The sequence below is a fragment of the Variovorax sp. DXTD-1 genome, assembly GCF_003984625.1.
GTDB lineage: Bacteria > Pseudomonadota > Gammaproteobacteria > Burkholderiales > Burkholderiaceae_C > Variovorax.
In genome coordinates, this window is sequence record NZ_RWKH01000022.1 from 1 (window position 1) to 16660 (window position 16660).

At 61.9% G+C, this 16660-nt stretch carries 19 protein-coding genes; 2 read left to right on the plus strand and 17 right to left on the minus strand.

Annotated elements, in window-relative coordinates; all coding sequences use genetic code 11:
- Positions 1 to 196 precede the first annotated feature (196 nt).
- The 7 genes from EJI00_RS19575 to EJI00_RS19605 all read right to left on the minus strand — a co-directional run bounded on the left by EJI00_RS19575 (position 197) and on the right by EJI00_RS19605 (position 6276).
- Positions 197 to 1468: a three-Cys-motif partner protein TcmP gene (locus EJI00_RS19575; RefSeq protein WP_126749155.1), complete on the minus strand. Its 1272-nt coding sequence runs from the start codon at positions 1466 to 1468 to the stop codon at positions 197 to 199.
- An 8-nt stretch (positions 1469 to 1476) separates the two neighbouring features.
- Positions 1477 to 2223, minus strand: coding sequence for a DUF5131 family protein (locus EJI00_RS19580; RefSeq protein ID WP_126749156.1), 747 nt, complete (start codon positions 2221 to 2223; stop codon positions 1477 to 1479).
- Positions 2224 to 2262: 39 nt separating this feature from the next.
- Complete coding sequence (locus EJI00_RS19585) at positions 2263 to 2748, minus strand: LexA family protein (protein WP_185868170.1); 486 nt, start codon at positions 2746 to 2748, stop codon at positions 2263 to 2265.
- 369 nt (positions 2749 to 3117) lie between these two features.
- Positions 3118 to 4194 carry a macro domain-containing protein gene (locus EJI00_RS19590; RefSeq protein WP_126749158.1) on the minus strand — a complete coding sequence of 359 codons (1077 nt, stop codon included), beginning with the start codon at positions 4192 to 4194 and terminating at the stop codon, positions 3118 to 3120.
- A 14-nt stretch (positions 4195 to 4208) separates the two neighbouring features.
- The gene (locus EJI00_RS19595; protein WP_126749159.1) at positions 4209 to 4847 is read right to left on the minus strand and encodes a DUF4433 domain-containing protein; all 639 of its coding nucleotides are present in this window, start codon (positions 4845 to 4847) and stop codon (positions 4209 to 4211) included.
- Positions 4848 to 4849: 2 nt separating this feature from the next.
- Positions 4850 to 5125 (minus strand): hypothetical protein, encoded by a 276-nt coding sequence (locus EJI00_RS19600; protein WP_126749160.1) that lies wholly within the window; start codon positions 5123 to 5125, stop codon positions 4850 to 4852.
- The gene (locus tag EJI00_RS19605) at positions 5122 to 6276 is read right to left on the minus strand and encodes a site-specific integrase (RefSeq protein WP_126749161.1); all 1155 of its coding nucleotides are present in this window, start codon (positions 6274 to 6276) and stop codon (positions 5122 to 5124) included. The genes EJI00_RS19600 and EJI00_RS19605 overlap by 4 nt, the downstream gene beginning before the upstream one ends.
- A gap of 479 nt (positions 6277 to 6755) precedes the next feature.
- On the opposite strand from EJI00_RS19605, the gene EJI00_RS19610 reads away from it, so the two are divergent.
- Both EJI00_RS19610 and EJI00_RS19615 read left to right on the plus strand, forming a co-directional pair.
- The gene (locus tag EJI00_RS19610) at positions 6756 to 8456 is read left to right on the plus strand and encodes a sensor histidine kinase (RefSeq protein WP_126749162.1); all 1701 of its coding nucleotides are present in this window, start codon (positions 6756 to 6758) and stop codon (positions 8454 to 8456) included.
- A gap of 22 nt (positions 8457 to 8478) precedes the next feature.
- Positions 8479 to 9171 carry a response regulator gene (locus EJI00_RS19615; RefSeq protein ID WP_126749163.1) on the plus strand — a complete coding sequence of 231 codons (693 nt, stop codon included), beginning with the start codon at positions 8479 to 8481 and terminating at the stop codon, positions 9169 to 9171.
- A gap of 15 nt (positions 9172 to 9186) precedes the next feature.
- Here the strand turns inward: EJI00_RS19615 and EJI00_RS19620 are convergent, their stop codons facing one another.
- From EJI00_RS19620 to EJI00_RS19665, 10 genes are all read right to left on the minus strand, one after another.
- Positions 9187 to 10095 carry a type II secretion system F family protein gene (locus EJI00_RS19620; RefSeq protein ID WP_126749164.1) on the minus strand — a complete coding sequence of 303 codons (909 nt, stop codon included), beginning with the start codon at positions 10093 to 10095 and terminating at the stop codon, positions 9187 to 9189.
- Between the two features lie 12 nt (positions 10096 to 10107).
- Complete coding sequence (locus EJI00_RS19625) at positions 10108 to 11100, minus strand: type II secretion system F family protein (RefSeq protein ID WP_126749165.1); 993 nt, start codon at positions 11098 to 11100, stop codon at positions 10108 to 10110.
- Between the two features lie 10 nt (positions 11101 to 11110).
- Entirely contained in the window at positions 11111 to 12484 is a 1374-nt protein-coding gene (locus tag EJI00_RS19630) for a CpaF family protein (protein WP_126749166.1), read from the minus strand.
- 53 nt (positions 12485 to 12537) lie between these two features.
- On the minus strand, positions 12538 to 13689 hold the full coding sequence (locus EJI00_RS19635) for a CpaE family protein (RefSeq protein WP_126749167.1): 1152 nt from the start codon (positions 13687 to 13689) through the stop codon (positions 12538 to 12540).
- A 19-nt stretch (positions 13690 to 13708) separates the two neighbouring features.
- A complete protein-coding gene (locus tag EJI00_RS19640) occupies positions 13709 to 14137 on the minus strand; it encodes a TadE/TadG family type IV pilus assembly protein (RefSeq protein WP_126749168.1) in 429 nt (142 codons plus the stop codon).
- Positions 14134 to 14595 (minus strand): TadE/TadG family type IV pilus assembly protein, encoded by a 462-nt coding sequence (locus EJI00_RS19645; RefSeq protein WP_126749169.1) that lies wholly within the window; start codon positions 14593 to 14595, stop codon positions 14134 to 14136. The genes EJI00_RS19640 and EJI00_RS19645 overlap by 4 nt, the downstream gene beginning before the upstream one ends.
- 4 nt (positions 14596 to 14599) lie before the next feature.
- Positions 14600 to 15823: a Tad domain-containing protein gene (locus EJI00_RS19650; protein ID WP_126749170.1), complete on the minus strand. Its 1224-nt coding sequence runs from the start codon at positions 15821 to 15823 to the stop codon at positions 14600 to 14602.
- 46 nt (positions 15824 to 15869) lie between these two features.
- Entirely contained in the window at positions 15870 to 16046 is a 177-nt protein-coding gene (locus tag EJI00_RS19655; RefSeq protein ID WP_126749171.1) for a Flp family type IVb pilin, read from the minus strand.
- Between the two features lie 78 nt (positions 16047 to 16124).
- Positions 16125 to 16304, minus strand: coding sequence for a Flp family type IVb pilin (locus EJI00_RS19660; RefSeq protein ID WP_126749172.1), 180 nt, complete (start codon positions 16302 to 16304; stop codon positions 16125 to 16127).
- A gap of 85 nt (positions 16305 to 16389) precedes the next feature.
- Complete coding sequence (locus EJI00_RS19665) at positions 16390 to 16599, minus strand: Flp family type IVb pilin (protein ID WP_126749173.1); 210 nt, start codon at positions 16597 to 16599, stop codon at positions 16390 to 16392.
- Positions 16600 to 16660: the final 61 nt, after the last annotated feature.

The window sequence follows — 16660 nt, forward strand, 5'->3', positions numbered from 1 at the left end:
TGGAGTCAACAAACTGGCTGCCCGGGGAATTGCAGGCCTCATTGATGAGGCTGGTCAAGGCGGGCAAAGTCCAAAACCAGGATGCGAACGCATCCCGTCGTCGCACGCGGCCCTTGCATTTCGAGAAGGCAGAGCGCATTTGCCTGATCTAGTGATCCAGGCAATTGCGGACGATGTTCTTTCGCTATTGTCGTAGTCAGTTCAAAAGCAGCGGGCGCTGCCGGGGCGGCATGATCTGATCGGTTGCCTTGATCTGTGCGGCCGAACGACGCCTTGAACCATCGGCACTGACAACTTCGATGACTCGCTCATCAAGCAGCTTGCCGATCGACTCTCGATAGATTTGCGCTGAAGCCGGCGAACTGTTGCAGGTGGTCGCGAACAGCTCTCCGAAGCTGATGCCCGTGTCGTCGGAATAGACCCGACGAGGAATGTGTTCGTTGAGCGTAGCGATACTCGCGTGCCGAGCAACATCATCGAACTCAAATCCTAGCGCGGACTGTCCCCGGTGGGCCGCATCATGAACCGGGTCATAGCCGACCATCTGAAACATGTCGAGGCCAGCGCCGCCATAGTGGATGAAGTAGTTGTTATTCGCCCAATGGACTTCGGTCATCACGTCCCGTGCACGGTGGTGTTGCGACAGGTGAATCAACCAGTAATCGCCGTGACCACTGCGGTTGCGGATGAAGAATGGCGTGAAGTGCCGGGCACCACAGTTCTCGACGAGCTTGCGGTACAGAGTGCTCTGGATGAAGAGGCGCCAGTCGCGCTCGGATGACTTGATTTCTTCGATCGATCGGCCACCGAAGATGTCGGGGATGCCGAGCCCATCGAGCAAATCCTTCCCCCGATCGCCGTCGTTTGCGAAGTTGACAAACGAGTCAACACCGAAGGTCAGGATGACTTCAGCGCTTGGCAGCGCGTCGAAAATCTTACGCATGAGATGCGCGGGCACCTCTCTGTAGCCATATTGGTCGAGCGCGAAGATGGAGCGACCGTTCTTCGGGCTCTTCTTCTTGACAAATTCGATGATTGAGTCGGCTTGGTCTTGGAACTTGGCGTGCTGGAGGTAGATGCCATTGCCGATGCGGTCGCCATAGCCCTTCTCGCGCAGGACCTTGTCGAGGTGAAGATGGGCGTGACGGTCTGCCTCAGTGAAAAAGTAGTCGACCTGAAACTGAACCGGCTTGCGCCGGTCCTTGTTGATCAGGTATTCAGCCTCACGCGTCGCGTCCAGGAAGATGAACGGCGAACCTTTGACCAGCTCTCGCGTGTCGTTGTGGACGTACAGGCCACCGCCGGCAAATCCATCCACGAGGGTCAGCTTTAGAACCTCCTGGTTGGGTGAGCTGACCAGTGTTCTGAAGTAAGCGGCAAGGTACGCTTCAAGGATACGGTGCTTTGCGACGCTGTGCTGCTGAATGAGATCGGGGCCATCTTTCCAGTTGTACTGTTTCAGCGTCATGCGTTCCTTCAGATGTGGGCGGATAGTGCCGGCATGTCGTCCCAAGTCCTGCCTGCAAGCAAACGCCCGTTGGCCTTCTTGGACCGACGTTTGCCGTCGGCCCCCCAACCGCCCCATTGCTTGAAGAAGAATTGCACTCCCTGGTCCTCACATTGCTGACGGATATTCTCAACCCATTCCAGCTTCATTGGACGGGCCTTCGGTCCAGACTCACCGCCAACGATCACCCAATGAATGTCCGTCAGATCGAGATCGCCAACATCTTCGAGCAGCGGTTCAACCGATAGAAATCGGATACGAGCATCGACCTTGCGCAGGCCCTCGATGCGAGGGACACCGTACTTTTTGTCTTCGACGGAGACGCCCATCCAAGCGTTGGTCGGAACCTCATGACTTCGAAAGAAAGAAGCCATGCGATCAGCGCGCTTGGTCAGAACCTGGAAGGTGTGCTGCGGGCACTGCCGGATCACGTCGAATACCTGCGCGATGTAACCTTCATCCACCCCTTTGTGGAAAAGGTCCGACATCGAGTTCACAAAGTACACCGTCGGCTTCTTCCGCATAAGCGGCTCCGACAGGCGATCCGGAAGAATCGTCAGCTTGAATCCGTTCTCATAGCCGGGTGTGCCCATTGCCTTAAGGCGCTTGGCCATCGACTCCGCGTAGCAGTTCTTGCAGCCTGGCGAAATTTTCGTGCAACCCACGGTTGGATTCCAAGTTGCCTCGGTCCATTCGATTCGGCTGGATTGGGACATGAGATTCTCCTAACTCTTCAATTATTTGTGCAGGCGTCTCTAGACCGCACGAAGCAAGCGGGTCACGACGCCCCAAATGTGCAGGTCGTTCTTCTCTGCGATCTGCACGTCGGCAAAATCAGGGTTGCTCGCTTGAAGCAGCCAGCCAGTGGTTGTTCGTCTTAAGCGTTTGACAGTGAGCTCGCCATCAATTTCAGCCACAACGATGCGTCCATCCTCCGGGGTCAACCCGCAATCGATGATCAACTCATCGCCATCGGCGATGCCGGCGTCGCGCATGGACCAGCCATCGACCTTCATGACAAAAGTACTGCTGGAATCGCGTACTAGGTGCCGTCCGAGGTCCACGGCCTCTTCTTGATAGTCGTCGCCCGACGTGGGCTTGCCGGCGCGAACGCGGCGTCCGAGCACAGGCACCGCAGTGGGTGATCGGAGTGCGGCAACCGGGCGCATGCGTTCGTCTGCATTCGAGCGTTTCAGTGCGTCTAAGTATTCAGCAACAATAGGAACGTAGCTCTGTGGCACTCGAACCGTCTTGGTCGGTTCCCCATAGGCAGCCTTGCGCCCGGCACCCTGACGTGTCCCGCCATGCCGAGGCTTGGGTGATGAATCTGTTCGCATGATTTCGTGACGAAATCAAGCCTAACACGCATGTCCCCTCAAAGGAAGATGGCCGAATCCTGGTCCACCAACTATTCTGTGTGACAAGCATTCGAGTCACCGCAAATCGTGGAACTGCAGGTCGATGAGGGGCCAAAGCCCCTCATCGCGGTCATCGCCTCCCTCTGAGGCGCCGGGGGGGCATCCTTCAATGCCGAAGCACTTTTACGGCTCGGGTAGATACAGATTCATGGACGGCGCCCCACTTTTGGCGCCACATGCCAGCGACTCGCCTCAATGTAGGGCTTTATGCGGTTCCGAGAACTGTTCGGCGTCGATCCAGCCCTTGTCGCCCAACACCTTCAGCGCAATGCCGATATGCCGAGGCGTGAACTGCTTCTTACGGTTATTCCACGCATGAACTCGCTCCACCACCTCGGTCTCGCTGAGCGATGCCCCACCTTGCCTTGCGACCCAGTGCACTGTCGCCAATAGCTCCAGTCCGAAGGGTGTTTCAAACCCGTCTACCAACGCACCGACTCGATCGAATCGGTCTTTCGTAGGTTGATGGGACGCTAGAAAGTCCGTGGCCTCGCCCGCAATGCCTGGCACCAAACTGAGCGGCTTAGCGGGATCATCGCCACCATCGGCATACCCCGCCACCATGTGACCCTCAATCGCGTTGAGGACATGCCTCAGGTTTTCCGCGTAGGGGCCATACTGCGCCTGAACGTACTTCAGCCGCAGCGGCTCGCCAGCCTCCTGCATAAAGTACATCAGCTTGTGCACTTCAAGCAGCGAGATGGTCGGGTCCAACAGACCACGCACGTACCGATTCATCAGTTCGACCAGCGCGGCGCGGCCGGCGGTCATGTTCGGCACCTCACGCTTGTGATGCATCTTGTCCCCCTGCGGAGCACCCTTCGGCTCAAATATTCGAACACGCACGTCGGGCAAAGCTTGCATAGCTTGCTCAATGCGAGGCAACACGTCAGGCCACTCCAAGCCCCCAAGACCACTCCCTAGAGGAGGGATCGAAACGGAGCGAATATTGCGCCTTTGGATTTCCGAAACCAAGGCCGCCAAACCAGATTCGATGTCCTCCATACGGCTCTTGCCACGCCAGTGCCGTTTGGTGGGGAAATTGATGATGTACCGCGGGAACGTGAGCTGCTCGGTATCGAACACGAACATGCGACCGGGCTGTACTTCGCCACGCTTACATGCAGCTTCGTAGACCTTGAAGTTCTCCGGCCACGCATTCTTAAACTGCAACGCGATGCCGCGTCCCATGATGCCCACACAGTTCACCGTGTTGACAATCGCTTCAGAGTCATCCTTGAGGATGTCGCCGCTAGTCAATTCAATCATGGCGGACTCCTGATTCAGTAATACCATTCCGGCCGAATTTCGACCGGTGGGCGATGCCCTGCTACCGGCAGGGCATGCGCTACTTGTGTAAGTACAGGGTGCGTTAGCACCCCGATTCGCTCGACCAACCCCCAAGGGAACCCCTGCTCCAGCAGGAATTCGGCCTGCTTGCCTTCCTTGCATCCGCTCCAACTGCGGGCCTGCACCGCGTCCCAGTCCACCTTGGTCAGATGCGCCAAATCGGCCCAGTCGTCGAAGTATCGGGAACCGGCGTTGGCATCAGTGAAAGCCCAACGGCGGTTGTTCTGCTGAGCCCACGCCACCGTTGCATGCAGATCGGCTTCAAGGTGAACAATGGGGCCCTGCCCGTCGCGATAGGCCAGTTCTGCATTTTGCCGGTGGATTAGGAACAACATCACCGAACGCGAGCAGAAATAGAACGGCACACACTGCCCAACGAAGAGCCCGGGGTGACTCGCAAGCTGCAACTCCGTAAGCCGCCGCTGCTTGATGTTGCTCATGCCAATCACCGTGCCGGCAAGCGCATGCTGAAGGACGGTAGCGTCCGACAGCAAGCCTCCGCTCGCCACGATGGAAGGCAACCGGTCCACATGGCAGATGTGGTACAGCTTAGGACGGTCTGGGGCTGCCACGGTCACAAACTCCGCACGTTGGCGACGCCGTTCTGTTCTAGGATCGCCACAATGCCGAAGTTGAAAACGTCATCTTTGAAAACGCTGACACGGAAGACCGTCCGCTCATTCACCCGACGTTGATCGGCAACTTCTTTCACGGTCATGACATTTGCAGTTGAAGTGTGCATGGCAACATGCGCCGCATGTAAGTACAACCGAGTGTAAGGCAGTGGAAACGGCACATTCCTGAACACGTTGACTGGCGCATACAGCCTTCCCCCGGCAAGCCCCTTCATGCCAATCGCTTGGCCAAATCCTCGGCACGCGGGTGGTAATACCGCATCAACATGCGCGGATCCTTGTGGCCGGTGATTTTTGTCAGTTCGTGCAACGGGAAAACGGAAGCAAGGCGAGAGGTAGCTTCATGTCGCAAATCATGGAATCGTAGGTCGACAAGGAGCCTTTCGTCCGGACGCTTCCGCGCGTTCTTGCACTCCTTGACGTAGAGCTTTCGTGCGCGAGTTACCGCGCGCACGAAGGCCCTGGTGACAGCATCGCTGCGAATTCCGAACACTTGGGGTGTTCCGACCTCTTCGTCTGCGCCATCAGTGTTCTCGACCAAGTCAATCCCCTCGACGCCGCCATCGCCCTTATTGAGGGCATCACGGGCATCCTTCAATGCCTGAAGCACTTCCACGGCTCGGGTGGATAGAGGCACATCGCGGGCAGTACCGTTCTTCGTCGCCGGCAGATGAGCCACTCGACGTTTCAAGTCCACGTGCTCCCATCGCAGCGCGATGATCTCCCCTCGGCGCATCGCGGTCTCAACAGCCAGCCAGATGATGGACGGCAGCAATGCCGAACCGCTCGCCGATACCAGCCTATCCAGTTCGCCTTCCAGCGCGCCACGCTCCGAGCCCTCGCCATCCTCGGCAGCAACATCGTCAATCACACGCCGAGTGCGCGCGTTGTTGGGCTGCGGCTTGCGCACAAGCTCAACAGGGTTCGAGAGGCTTTCCATGCCCCACTCCTTGCGAGCAATGCTGAACACGTGCGACAAGACTGCCAGCCGCCTTAGCACGGTCGCAGGCTTGCAATCTGCTAGCCATTCGTCGCGAAGCTTCGCCACATCCGCGCTGCGGATCGTGGCCAACGACCGTTTGGCCAGGTCAGTCGCCTTGCAGATCCGAAGCACCGACTCCTCTTGCGCCGCGCCCTTCTTCGCCGGCACGATTTCGATCTCATATCGAGTCAACGCCTCATGAAGCGTCGTGGCCTCCGCTTCGCCACGACTCATCCAGACGCCGCGGGCCATCTCGGACTCGATCATGTTGGCCCAGGCCTCTGCCTCGGCCTTGGTTTCGAATGTCTTGCTCTGCGCCGGGTAGCCGCGGCGTCGAATCTGCGCTTCCCATTGGTAGGGACCGCGCTTGCGGAAGGTTGCCATCGAGCTGCTTTTCTAGCTGAGTGTGGCAGTATTGTGGCAAATATTCGATTTTTCGATTGAATTGCCTATAGATGCTCGCGATATTTTTGCATTCGCAATGCGGAGGTCGTGAGTTCGATCCTCATCCTCTCCACCACCCATACAAAAGGGACTCGGATTTCTTCCGAGTCCCTTTTTTCTTGCCTGGGATGGCGTTGATTCCGGTTTTTCGCTGCTGCCCCATTGCCCGTTTGACGTCGATCGCGGTTACACAAAGGGGGTAAAAAGTTTTCAATTGGTAACAAAATTACCAAGGAAACACCCGAAACAAAGTATTGCATTTGACTACCAAAGTAGTAAGGTGAAATCTTCACATTAAACCTTTGGTACCAAACTTGAACGGAGTGGACCCAGTACTCAATTGTCCGGGACGCCAAGGCTGGCGGCCCTCCGGACACGCCAGCGGAGCATGAGATTGCTCAACGCACTGGAACAACGCCGTGCCAGCCACCTCCTTCGACCCGGACTGCGGGACCGACTTCAACCTTACCGCCGACGCGGTCATGGTTGCAAGGATGCGGCTGGTGTTGTCGATTTCCGCCGTGCTGGCGGTCGCGGTTGACGCAGGCGAGGCACAAAGGCAAATCAGCAGCCCCATGTGGCTGGCATTCGCCAGCTACCTGCTCTACAGCGTCAGCGTCTACATCTGCACATGCACATGCACATGCACAGGCCAGCGCTATTTCCGGGGCAAGTCGATCCACTGGTTCGATGTGCTGTGGTTCACGCTGCTCATCTTCGTAACGGGCGGCCTTCCGAGCCTCTACTTTCTCTTCTACTTCTTCGTCATCCTCACGTCGTCGTTCCGCTGGGGCTATGAAGAAGGCGCCAGGGTGACGATGGCCTCGGTGGCATCGTTCGCTGCCTGCAGCCTGGCCACCGGTACCGACACCTACACGCCGCAGTTGCTCATGCGCACCACGTTCCTGCTGGCGCTTGGGCACATGATCGGCCACTGGGGCGGATCGAAGGTCGAACTGCGGCGGCGCCTCTCGCTGCTGGGCCAGGTGAGCCGGCTGTCGAACCCCCGGTTCGGCGTGAACCGCACGATTGCCAGCACCATGGAAAGAACGCTCGACTTCTTCAAGGCGAGCCACTGCATCCTGCTGATGCGGGATTCGGAAAGCGGCACCTGGGTCATGCGCGCGCTCAAGGAAGGCGATGCGGCAGACGCCGTCAGCGTCGAGACGATCAACCGCATTGCAGACTCGCCGCTCATGGCGTTGTCGGGCGAACGCATCGTGCTGAACAACCGCCGGCCCTGGCCGCTGAACTGGCTGTGGGCCGAGGGCCATGCCTGCGAGCCGCGCAACCACCGCTGGTTTGCGCTGGACGAACACGGAGCACGCCGCAGCTCAGCCGTTGCCGCAATGCTGGAGGCCCGCTCCTTCATGAGCGCGCCGCTGCCGATGCGGCTGGGCGAAGGCCGGGTCTTCGTGTCGTCGCGCGACGGGCAATTCCGCAAGTCCGATGCGCTGTTCCTGGCGCACATCATGGGACACGTCTTCCCGGTCATCGAGACCATCGAGGTGCTGGACAGGATGGCTTCGGAGGCGGCTTCCAAGGAGCGGCTGAAGCTCTCGCTGGACCTGCACGACACGGCGATCCAGCCCTACATCGGCCTCAAGCTGGGGCTGAGCGCCCTGCGCAAGAAGGCGTCCGCCGACAACCCGCTGATTGACGACCTGGAAAAGCTGGCCAGCATGGCCGAGAGCGTGGTGACCGACCTGCGGCGCTATGCCGGCGCCGTCAAGCACGGCGGCGACGCGCGCTGCGAGTTCATTCTTCCGCACCTGCACCGGCAGGCAGCGCGCATCAAGACGCTCTATGGGATCGACATTGCCATCCTGCTCGAAAGCGACGTGCACCTGGACGACCGGATGACGGCCGAGGTGCTTCAGCTGGTGCGCGAAGGGCTGAACAACATCTGCAAGCACACGCACGCACATCGCGGCTGCATCCGCATCGGCTGCACGAACGGCAAGCTGCACATCCGGATCGAAAACGAGAGCTGCGGCACGGAGTTCGCGAACTTCCGCCCCCGCTCCATCAGCGAACGCGCGGCGGCCCTGGGCGGCCGCGCGCAAGTCACCCAGGGCGCAGGCGGCGCCACGGCCGTTCTGGTCGAAATACCCATCTGATGAAGAAGGAAGAGGTGCAACCATGCAACCCACCACCACCCAGCCCATCGGCGTCATGCTGGTGGACGACCACCAGACCATGCTGTGGGGCCTGTCCAGGCTGATCGACGGCGAGCAGCCGCGCATGAAGGTGGTTGCCACGGCCAACTGCTGCGAAGACGCACTGGAGCAAACCGGTCAACTCACGCCCGACGTGATCGTGCTCGACCTGGACCTGGGTGGCCGGTCTGCGCTGGACATTCTTCCGATGCTGCTGTTGAACGAGGTGTCGCGTGCGCTCATCCTCACCGGCGAGCGCAGCCAGCAGACGCTGGACCTCGCCGTGCTGCGCGGCGCAAGGGGCGTGCTGCACAAGGACGCTTGCGCGGAGCAGGTGCTCGACGCGATCGAGCGCGTGCACAAGGGCGAGCTGTGCGTCGACCCGCAGGCCATGAGCCGTGTTTTCTCGGAACTGACCGCGCCCAAGAAGCCCGCGAAGGTCAACCCGGAAGCTGCCAAGCTGGCCAGCCTCACGCAGAAGGAGCGGCAGGTCATCCAGGCGGTCGTCCAGGGCAGCGGCGCCCCGAACAAGACGCTGGCTTCGCGGCTCTTCGTGACCGAGCACACGTTCCGCAATCACCTCACGTCGATCTACCAGAAGCTCGGCGTGGCGAACCGGCTCGAGCTGTACATCTACGCCATCAAGCACCAGCTCGACGCCGCCGCGCCCCACTGAGCGGGGCGCTGGGGCTCAGTTTCCGCCACCGAGCATCGGCCCGATGATGCGGACCATGCGGATGACCGCCGGCGTGAGGATGACCGCCGAGATGCACGGAAAGATGCACAGCACCAGCGGCAGCAGCATCTTGGTCGGAACCTTGGCCGCAAGCTCTTCCGCGCGAACCTGGCGCTTGTGGCGCAGGTCGTCCGAGAACACGCGCAGCGACTCGCCGATGCTGGTGCCGAAGCGGTCGGCCTGGGTCAGCATGGTCGCGAAGGTTCCGATTTCTTCCACGCCGGTGCGAAGCGCCAGGTTGTGCAGCGACTTCTCGCGCGTGCCGCCGGCGCGCATCTCGAGATTGGTCCAGTGCAGCTCCTGCGCCAAGGCCTCGCTCTTGACGCGGATTTCCTCGGTGACCTTGACCAGCGCGGCGTCGAGCCCCAGGCCCGCTTCGACGCACACCAGCATCAGGTCGGCGGCATCGGGAAAGTTTTCGAAGATCTCGCGCTGGCGCCCCTTGATCATCATGCGCAGCACGATGTTGGGCAGGTAGCCGCCGAGCAATGCCACGACCGCCAGCCACAGCAGGGTCGTGATTCCGTCGTCAGCGCCTGCCGCGCGCACTGCCACGAAGGCCAGGCCTGCAAAGCCCAGCGGCAGCAGCGTCTTCAGCCCGAAGTAGAAGAGGCTCGCGTCCGGGTGGCGAATGCCCGCGTTCAGGAACTTCAGCCGCAGCGGCGACGTCTCGCCGTCACCCGTGGGCGAAGACAGCTGGGCGAAGGGGCCGACGATCTTGACGGCGGTTTCGGTCCAGGCCGACTTGCCCGAAGAAGGCGCCACCGCCCTCAGGCGCTGCTCGGTGCGCGTGGGCAGCATCCAGACCGCGAATCCGCCGATGGCAAGAGACACGGTCACGAAAACGAGGATGGGAAGCAGCATGGCATTTCTCCTTCAGACACGAATCTTCACGATCTTGCGCAGGATCAGCACACCGACCACCATCAGAACCAGCATGTACTTGACGACCGTGATGCCGATCGGATCGGTCCACAGCGGCGACATGAACTCCGGATTGAAGGCGTTCAGGAGCGCCACCAGCGCAAGAGGCATGAGACCGAGGATCCAGGCCGAGAGGCGCCCTTCCGCCGACAGCACCCGCACCCGCGCCAGCAGCTTGAGGCGGTCGCGGATGAGCTTGCTCAGGTTGCCGAGCACCTCGGTCAGGTTGCCGCCGGAGTCGCGCTGGATCAGCACCGACACGACGAAGTAGCGCAGGTCGGTGAGCGGCACGCGCTCGCTCATGTTGGTAAGCGCCTGCTGCAGCGAAACGCCGAAGCCGACCTCGTCGGCCACCATGCGGAATTCGCCCGCAATGGGCTCGGACATTTCCTCGCCGATCATCTGTACGCTGCTCGCGAACGAATGGCCCGCGCGCAGTGCGCGCGTCACCAGGTCCAGCGCGTCCGGCAATTGCCGCTCGAGCTGGGCGAGGCGGCGACTGCGCCGGTGATTCAGGTAGAGCATCGGCATTGCCGCTCCAGCGACGGCCACCAGCATGTCAATCCACGCGGGCTGGTTTGCGAGCGACACCATCGCCGCGAAAACCACCATGCCGGATAGCGCACAGGCCAGCAGCACGTGGGACACCGTCCACTCCAGCCCGGCCTGGAGAATGAAGCGGTCCAGACGATGGGCCCGCGGAAGCTTCAGCAGAACGCGCTGCATCCACGGCGCATCGCTGAGCACGCGGTCCTTCACGAGCCGGGTTTGCGCAACGCGGTCGCTGGCGGCCGACAGCGCCTGCAGCCGCTTGCGGATCTTCTGCGCATCGGGGCCGCGGTATGCGCGCCAGAGCATGTAGAGGCCCTCGATCACCAGCAGCACCGTCACGAAGACCAGCACCGACAGCGTAATGAGCGTGTCGCCAACCAGGTTCTGGAACATGGGGGCCTCCTTATTCGTAATGCTTGTCGGGATCGAACATGGTGTCGGGCAGCGCCACGCCGAAGGAGTGCAGGCGCTCGACGAACTTCGGCCGCACGCCGGTGGCATGGAAGTAGCCGCGCACGCGGCCGTCGGGACCCATGCCGGTCTGGCGGAACGCGAAGATCTCCTGCATGGTGACCACCCCGCCCTCCATGCCGGTGATCTCCTGGATGCTGGTGACCTTGCGCCGGCCGTCGACCATGCGCAGCACCTGGATCACGACGGTGATCGCCGAGGCGATCTGCTGGCGCACGGAATGATGCGGAAGGTTCAGGTTGGCCATGCTGATCATGTTCTCCAGCCGCGCCAGCGCATCGCGCGGGCTGTTGGCATGGATGGTGGTCAGCGAGCCTTCGTGGCCGGTGTTCATGGCCTGCAGCATGTCGACCGCCTCTGCGCCGCGCACTTCGCCGATGACGATGCGGTCGGGCCGCATGCGCAGCGCGTTGCGCACCAGCGCACGCTGGGTAATCTCGCCCTTGCCTTCGATGTTCATGGGCCGGGTTTCCATGCGGGCGACGTGCGGCTGCTGCAACTGGAGCTCGGCCGCGTCCTCGATGGTGATGATGCGTTCGGTGGCGGGAATGAAGCCCGACAGAATGTTCAGCAGCGTCGTCTTGCCTGCGCCGGTGCCGCCGGAGATCAGCATGTTGATCTTCGAGCTGGCCAGCCCCTCGAGCATCAGCGCCATTTGCGGCGTGAGCGTCTTGAGCTCGTCCACCAGGTTTTCCATCTTCAGCGGGATCTTCGCGAAGCGGCGAATCGACATCATCGGACCATCCAGCGCCACCGGTGCCACCACCGCGTTGACGCGCGATCCGTCCGGCAGCCGGGCGTCGACCATGGGGCTGGATTCGTCGATGCGCCGCCCCACCAGCGAGACGATCTTGTCGATGATGCGCAGCAGGTGCTTCTCGTCGGTGAAGCTCACGTCCGTCAGCTCCAGCCGGCCCTTGCGCTCGACATAGATCCGGTCGTGCGAGTTGACCAGGATGTCCGATACCGTGGGGTCTGCCATCAACAGCTCGATGGGTCCGAAGCCGAGCATCTCGTGCTGGATGTCGCGTATCAGCGTGCGCCGCTCGATGTCGTTCAGCGCCTCGGGTTCTTCCTGCAGCAGCCGCGTGACCATCGTGGAGATCTCGTGGCGCAGCACCTCGGGCTTGAGGGTTTCAAGCACCGCCAGGTCGAAGCGGTCCAGCAGCTTCAGGTGCATTCGCTCCTTCAGGAGCTTGTAGGAATCCGAGGCGAAGGACGAAAGCGCTGCATCGGCCACGGGCAAAACCGTGGGGCGCGCGACCGGCTCGGCTTCGATCGCATTGAGCTGTTCTCTGAATGACATGTGGACCTGCCTTGCTGTTGGAGGAAGAAGATTCGTCGGATGCAATGCGGGCATCAGGCCCGGCGGAAGAGCCGTCCGATGAAGCCCGGCGCTTCCTTCTGGCGCGGACTGAGCGTGTGGGCGATTTCGACCAGCCGCTTGCAGAGCGCGCTGCCGCGCGACATCTCGGCCAGCGGTACGCCGCGGTTGATCGAGGCGTCCACGTCCTTGCCGCCGTCGGGCACGCTGACCAGCGTGGCCCCACCGAGCGAGCGGCGCATGTCCGACAGGCCGATCTCCGTGCCGCCGGCGCTGCGGTTGACCAGCAGCTCGACCTTGCCGGCCGGGTAGCCGAGCGACTTGAACATCTGCATGAGGCGCGTCACGTTGCGGATGTGCGGCAGGCTGGGCTGGAGCACCGGAAAGATGCGGTCCGCGCGGTCCATCACGCGAATGGCGAGCGGATCGATGCGCAAGCCAAGGTCGAACAGCACGAAGTCGTAGTGCGCCACGGCCACCTGCAGGATCGCATCGACATGCTCGGCCTTGACTTCCAGCGCGCGGGAAAGGTCGTCAGGAGCGGCAAGAATGCTGAAACCCGGCGCCACCTTCACCGCGCTCGCCGCAAGCAAGGAGGCATCGAGCCGGCCGATGTCGCGCGCCACGTCGGCCACCGTGGAGGTTGGCCGCAGGTCGCACACGTAGGAAAGTGCATCGCCGAACTGCAGGTTCAGGTCGATCAGCAGCACCGAGCGGCGCATGGAGAGCTGATGCCCGATGTTGGTGGCAAGAAAGGTGGCGCCGCTGCCGCCCTTGCACGGCATGAATGCCACCACCAGGCCCGGCTCGCGCGCCTGCGTGCCGGCCATCTTGAGCGCGATGCGCTCCACGGCCGCCTCCAGCGCCGCGGGCTCGGGCGGCGAAGGCAGCACTTCGCGCACGCCAGAACGCATGGCAAGAATCAGGAACTCCGGCGTCTGCATGGCGCACAGCAGCACCACCGCAATCGCGGGATGGCGCATGGTGAGCTGCTCCACCATCGCCAGCTCATGAGGGTCGCAGCACATGCCGTCCACCAGCAGGAGCTCGAGTGCCGATTGCTCGACCACCCATTGCATGCGGCTCTTGCCGCCTTCGAACGGCGAGACCACGTGCGAGCGGGCCTCGAGCACCTTGCGCATGTCCTGCAGATGGCCGGCATTGGGGGAGATGATGGAGATCTTCATGGCGGGTTCCGTTTCGTCTCTACGAGCAGATGGTCGGGCTGTGGGGGTCCTTGCGCATCACTTCGCGCGGCAGGAAGGTGGAAAAGCTCGGCATGGGAATCAGCGGCGCGGCCGCGCCGACGATGGGCGAGATCCATTGGTAGTTGAGCCCGGTGATGCCCACCGTGACGCCCTGGCAGGTGGCGGCCGTGCAGCTGGCCGGCGTCCAGGCCACGCTCACGGCGGTGATCTGCGGCAGCAAGGCCTGCATGCGGGCCAGCACCAGCGCCTGCTGGGCGGTGTCGTCGCACACCACCGCGTAGCGCGCGCCCGCACGCGTGGCCTCGCTGGCCATGCTCCATGTGAACAGCATGCGCGAAAAGTCCACGATGCCCAGCAGCAGCATGAGGAAGATGAGCAGGCCCAGTGCAAACTCCACGGTGGTCGCCCCGGATGTGCGGTGTCTCATGACGGCGCCCTCATGGTGGCGGTGATGTCGCTGAAGACGATGTTGCCGTTCGCGCCGGCCAACACCACGCCCATCACCGACGGAAAGAGCGAATGGAAGGTGTAGCTGCTGATGCGCACCGTCACCGTGGTGATGAGCGGGTTGGCTCCCGCCGACTGCCAGGTGCAGCAGCTGTCCGCGGGCACATTCGAAAGGCTCAGGCCGCGCGCGAGCGGCGTGCCGGTGCCGGCGGTGTTGCCGAACACCATCAGGTTGCGCGCCTCCGTGATGTGCGTACCGGGCGTCTGGACAGACAGGTAGCGAACCGCGTCGCGCGTCGACTTGACGACCAGGTTGTATTCGTACATCGCCCGGCCGAATTCCGTCGTGATGAAGGTGAGCAGCAGCAGGAGCGGCGTGATGAGCGCCAGCTCGACCAGCGCGGCGCCACGCTGCCTGTGGTTCGAGGTTCTTTTCATCGCTTCACCTCACCAGGACGGGTACCAGCGGCCCTGCCGTGCCACCGGCGAGTCCGCTCGTTGTGCACGGGCTGCCGGCCGCACCTGCGTTGCCGCGGAACTCCAGCCATGTGTCGCTCATCGGAATGGTCAGCGGCTGCAGCATCAGCATGCAGGCGTAGTCGATCACGCGCCCGCCGCCGTCGATCACCGGCACCGTGACGACGCGCCGGTCCAACCCATATTGCTTGTGCCCTCCAGTGGCGTTGCCGGACGCGGCCAGCTTCTGGAAGCTGTTGAGCGAAAGCCCCGTGAGGTCTTCGCAGTCCTTCACCTTGCCGGTGCCGACGCAAGACGCGAAAGCCGCGCGCTTGGCCAGGAAGTCGCCAAAGGCATTGGACTGCGCGGGCCAGGTGGCAGCGGTGTAGGCGTAGCCCGTGTAGTCGGGCCGCTGCACGCTCGGATTGCCGCTGTTCTTGTAGATGCCGAAGCGCTGGTTCCAGACATCGACGACCGAGGTCTGCACACCAGGCGTGCCGAGCGTGTCGCCCACCTCCGTGCCACAGTAATTGTTCAGTTCGGATTCGGTTTCAGAGGCGCTGTTGCTGCCGTCGAGGTTGGCCCAGCCGATCTCTCCGCCGGCCGATGCGTTCTGCGCCTGGATCAGCTTCACCCAGTCGCCCACGCTGAGCCCGTAGTTCGGCGCAACGCCTCCGGCTTTCGGCTTGAGTGCGACGGGGATCGGGCAGGTGGTCTGCGCACTGGCCCGTGTGGCCACCGCGCTGGCGAAGACGCTGCCCGTCGCGGGATAGGCCGCGGCATTGCCGGAGAAGGCCCCCATGGACTTCATGAGCCAGATGACGATATTGGGCTGGGTGTGTACGCACTGCGCATAGGTGGCCACCGCGGGATCGACCGTGGGTGCATAGGAGGCGTCGCGAAATGTGATATCGGCGAGGACGAGCTGCCCCTGCCCGCTCCAGGTGGCCGACTGCATGTTGACCCGGTTCGCGTTGCCGGCGGTCTGGCCCGCGCTCTGGGCCCGCGTGATCGCGGTGCCCTGCTTGTCGAGCTCGCGCGCGGCGGCCAGTGCGCAACTGTCGACGGCGGTCTGCAGCTCTGTCCGCACGACGAACAGGTGGCCGAAGTCGAGTGCAATGCCCATGAATCCGAGGAGAAACAGCAGGACCAGTGCAGTGGTGATGATCATCGCGCCGCGCTGGCGGCGGCCGGAAGTGTGGACTTGCATGATCGGCTTCCTGTGCAGTGGTAGCGGTTCGATAAAACTCTGCGCTTCAGTCGCACTCCACGCCGCCGAGGCAGGTGAAGACGCGATCGGCGAGATCGCTGAGGCTGGTGCCCGTTGCCAGTGGCTGCAGCGCGACGATCAGCAGGATCGAGATCACGGCAATGAGCAGTGCGTACTCCACCACCTGGGCACCGCTTTCATCCCAGAGGAATGACTTGAACATGATGAGTACCTCTTTTTTTTGCTGGCGATCGGACAGGGGGGTGGGAATGGACAAGCCACCCACTCCCCTTTCGGCTGCTTATGGGCAGGCCCCACCCGTAAGGCACCGGCCCACCGAAGCGATGAAGCTCGAAAAGCTTCCGCCGTCTGTGGTGAGCCCCTTCAGCGCAACGACCAAGGCAATCGAGACGACAGCGATGATCAGTGCGTACTCGATGACTTGAGCGCCGCTCTCGTCCTGCAGGAATGACTTGAACATGATGACTACCTCATTTCTGTGTTGAAAAAGCAGTGGGAGCAGCAAAAAAACGGACAACCCCTGCCCGCCTCCGCTCTCGAGCTGCTTACGGGCAGGCCCCACCCGTGAGGCACCGGCCCACGGTGGCGATGAAGGTCGAGAAACTGCCGTTGTTGGCAGTGAGCCCCTTCAGTGCAACAACCAGCGCGATCGAGACGACAGCGATGATCAGCGCGTACTCGATGACTTGGGCGCCATCGTCCTCACGCAGAAAACCGCGGGTGAATTGGCCAATGGCCTGGAAATAATTGCTCATGGATCTTTCCTTTCAGGGTTCAAATAAACGAATGGATTTCGTTAGTTCGTTAATCAGGTTG

Coding starts and splice junctions, on each gene's coding strand:
- EJI00_RS19655 (WP_126749171.1), bottom strand. CDS start 16,046: ATGTTCAAGTCATTCCTCTGGGATGAAAGCGGTGCCCAGGTGGTGGAG.
- EJI00_RS19580 (WP_126749156.1), bottom strand. CDS start 2,223: ATGTCCCAATCCAGCCGAATCGAATGGACCGAGGCAACTTGGAATCCA.
- EJI00_RS19625 (WP_126749165.1), bottom strand. CDS start 11,100: ATGTTCCAGAACCTGGTTGGCGACACGCTCATTACGCTGTCGGTGCTG.
- EJI00_RS19600 (WP_126749160.1), bottom strand. CDS start 5,125: ATGAAGGGGCTTGCCGGGGGAAGGCTGTATGCGCCAGTCAACGTGTTC.
- EJI00_RS19620 (WP_126749164.1), bottom strand. CDS start 10,095: ATGCTGCTTCCCATCCTCGTTTTCGTGACCGTGTCTCTTGCCATCGGC.
- EJI00_RS19640 (WP_126749168.1), bottom strand. CDS start 14,137: ATGAGACACCGCACATCCGGGGCGACCACCGTGGAGTTTGCACTGGGC.
- EJI00_RS19645 (WP_126749169.1), bottom strand. CDS start 14,595: ATGAAAAGAACCTCGAACCACAGGCAGCGTGGCGCCGCGCTGGTCGAG.
- EJI00_RS19660 (WP_126749172.1), bottom strand. CDS start 16,304: ATGTTCAAGTCATTCCTGCAGGACGAGAGCGGCGCTCAAGTCATCGAG.
- EJI00_RS19615 (WP_126749163.1), top strand. CDS start 8,479: ATGCAACCCACCACCACCCAGCCCATCGGCGTCATGCTGGTGGACGAC.
- EJI00_RS19575 (WP_126749155.1), bottom strand. CDS start 1,468: ATGACGCTGAAACAGTACAACTGGAAAGATGGCCCCGATCTCATTCAG.
- EJI00_RS19650 (WP_126749170.1), bottom strand. CDS start 15,823: ATGCAAGTCCACACTTCCGGCCGCCGCCAGCGCGGCGCGATGATCATC.
- EJI00_RS19665 (WP_126749173.1), bottom strand. CDS start 16,599: ATGAGCAATTATTTCCAGGCCATTGGCCAATTCACCCGCGGTTTTCTG.
- EJI00_RS19605 (WP_126749161.1), bottom strand. CDS start 6,276: ATGGCAACCTTCCGCAAGCGCGGTCCCTACCAATGGGAAGCGCAGATT.
- EJI00_RS19630 (WP_126749166.1), bottom strand. CDS start 12,484: ATGTCATTCAGAGAACAGCTCAATGCGATCGAAGCCGAGCCGGTCGCG.
- EJI00_RS19635 (WP_126749167.1), bottom strand. CDS start 13,689: ATGAAGATCTCCATCATCTCCCCCAATGCCGGCCATCTGCAGGACATG.
- EJI00_RS19590 (WP_126749158.1), bottom strand. CDS start 4,194: ATGATTGAATTGACTAGCGGCGACATCCTCAAGGATGACTCTGAAGCG.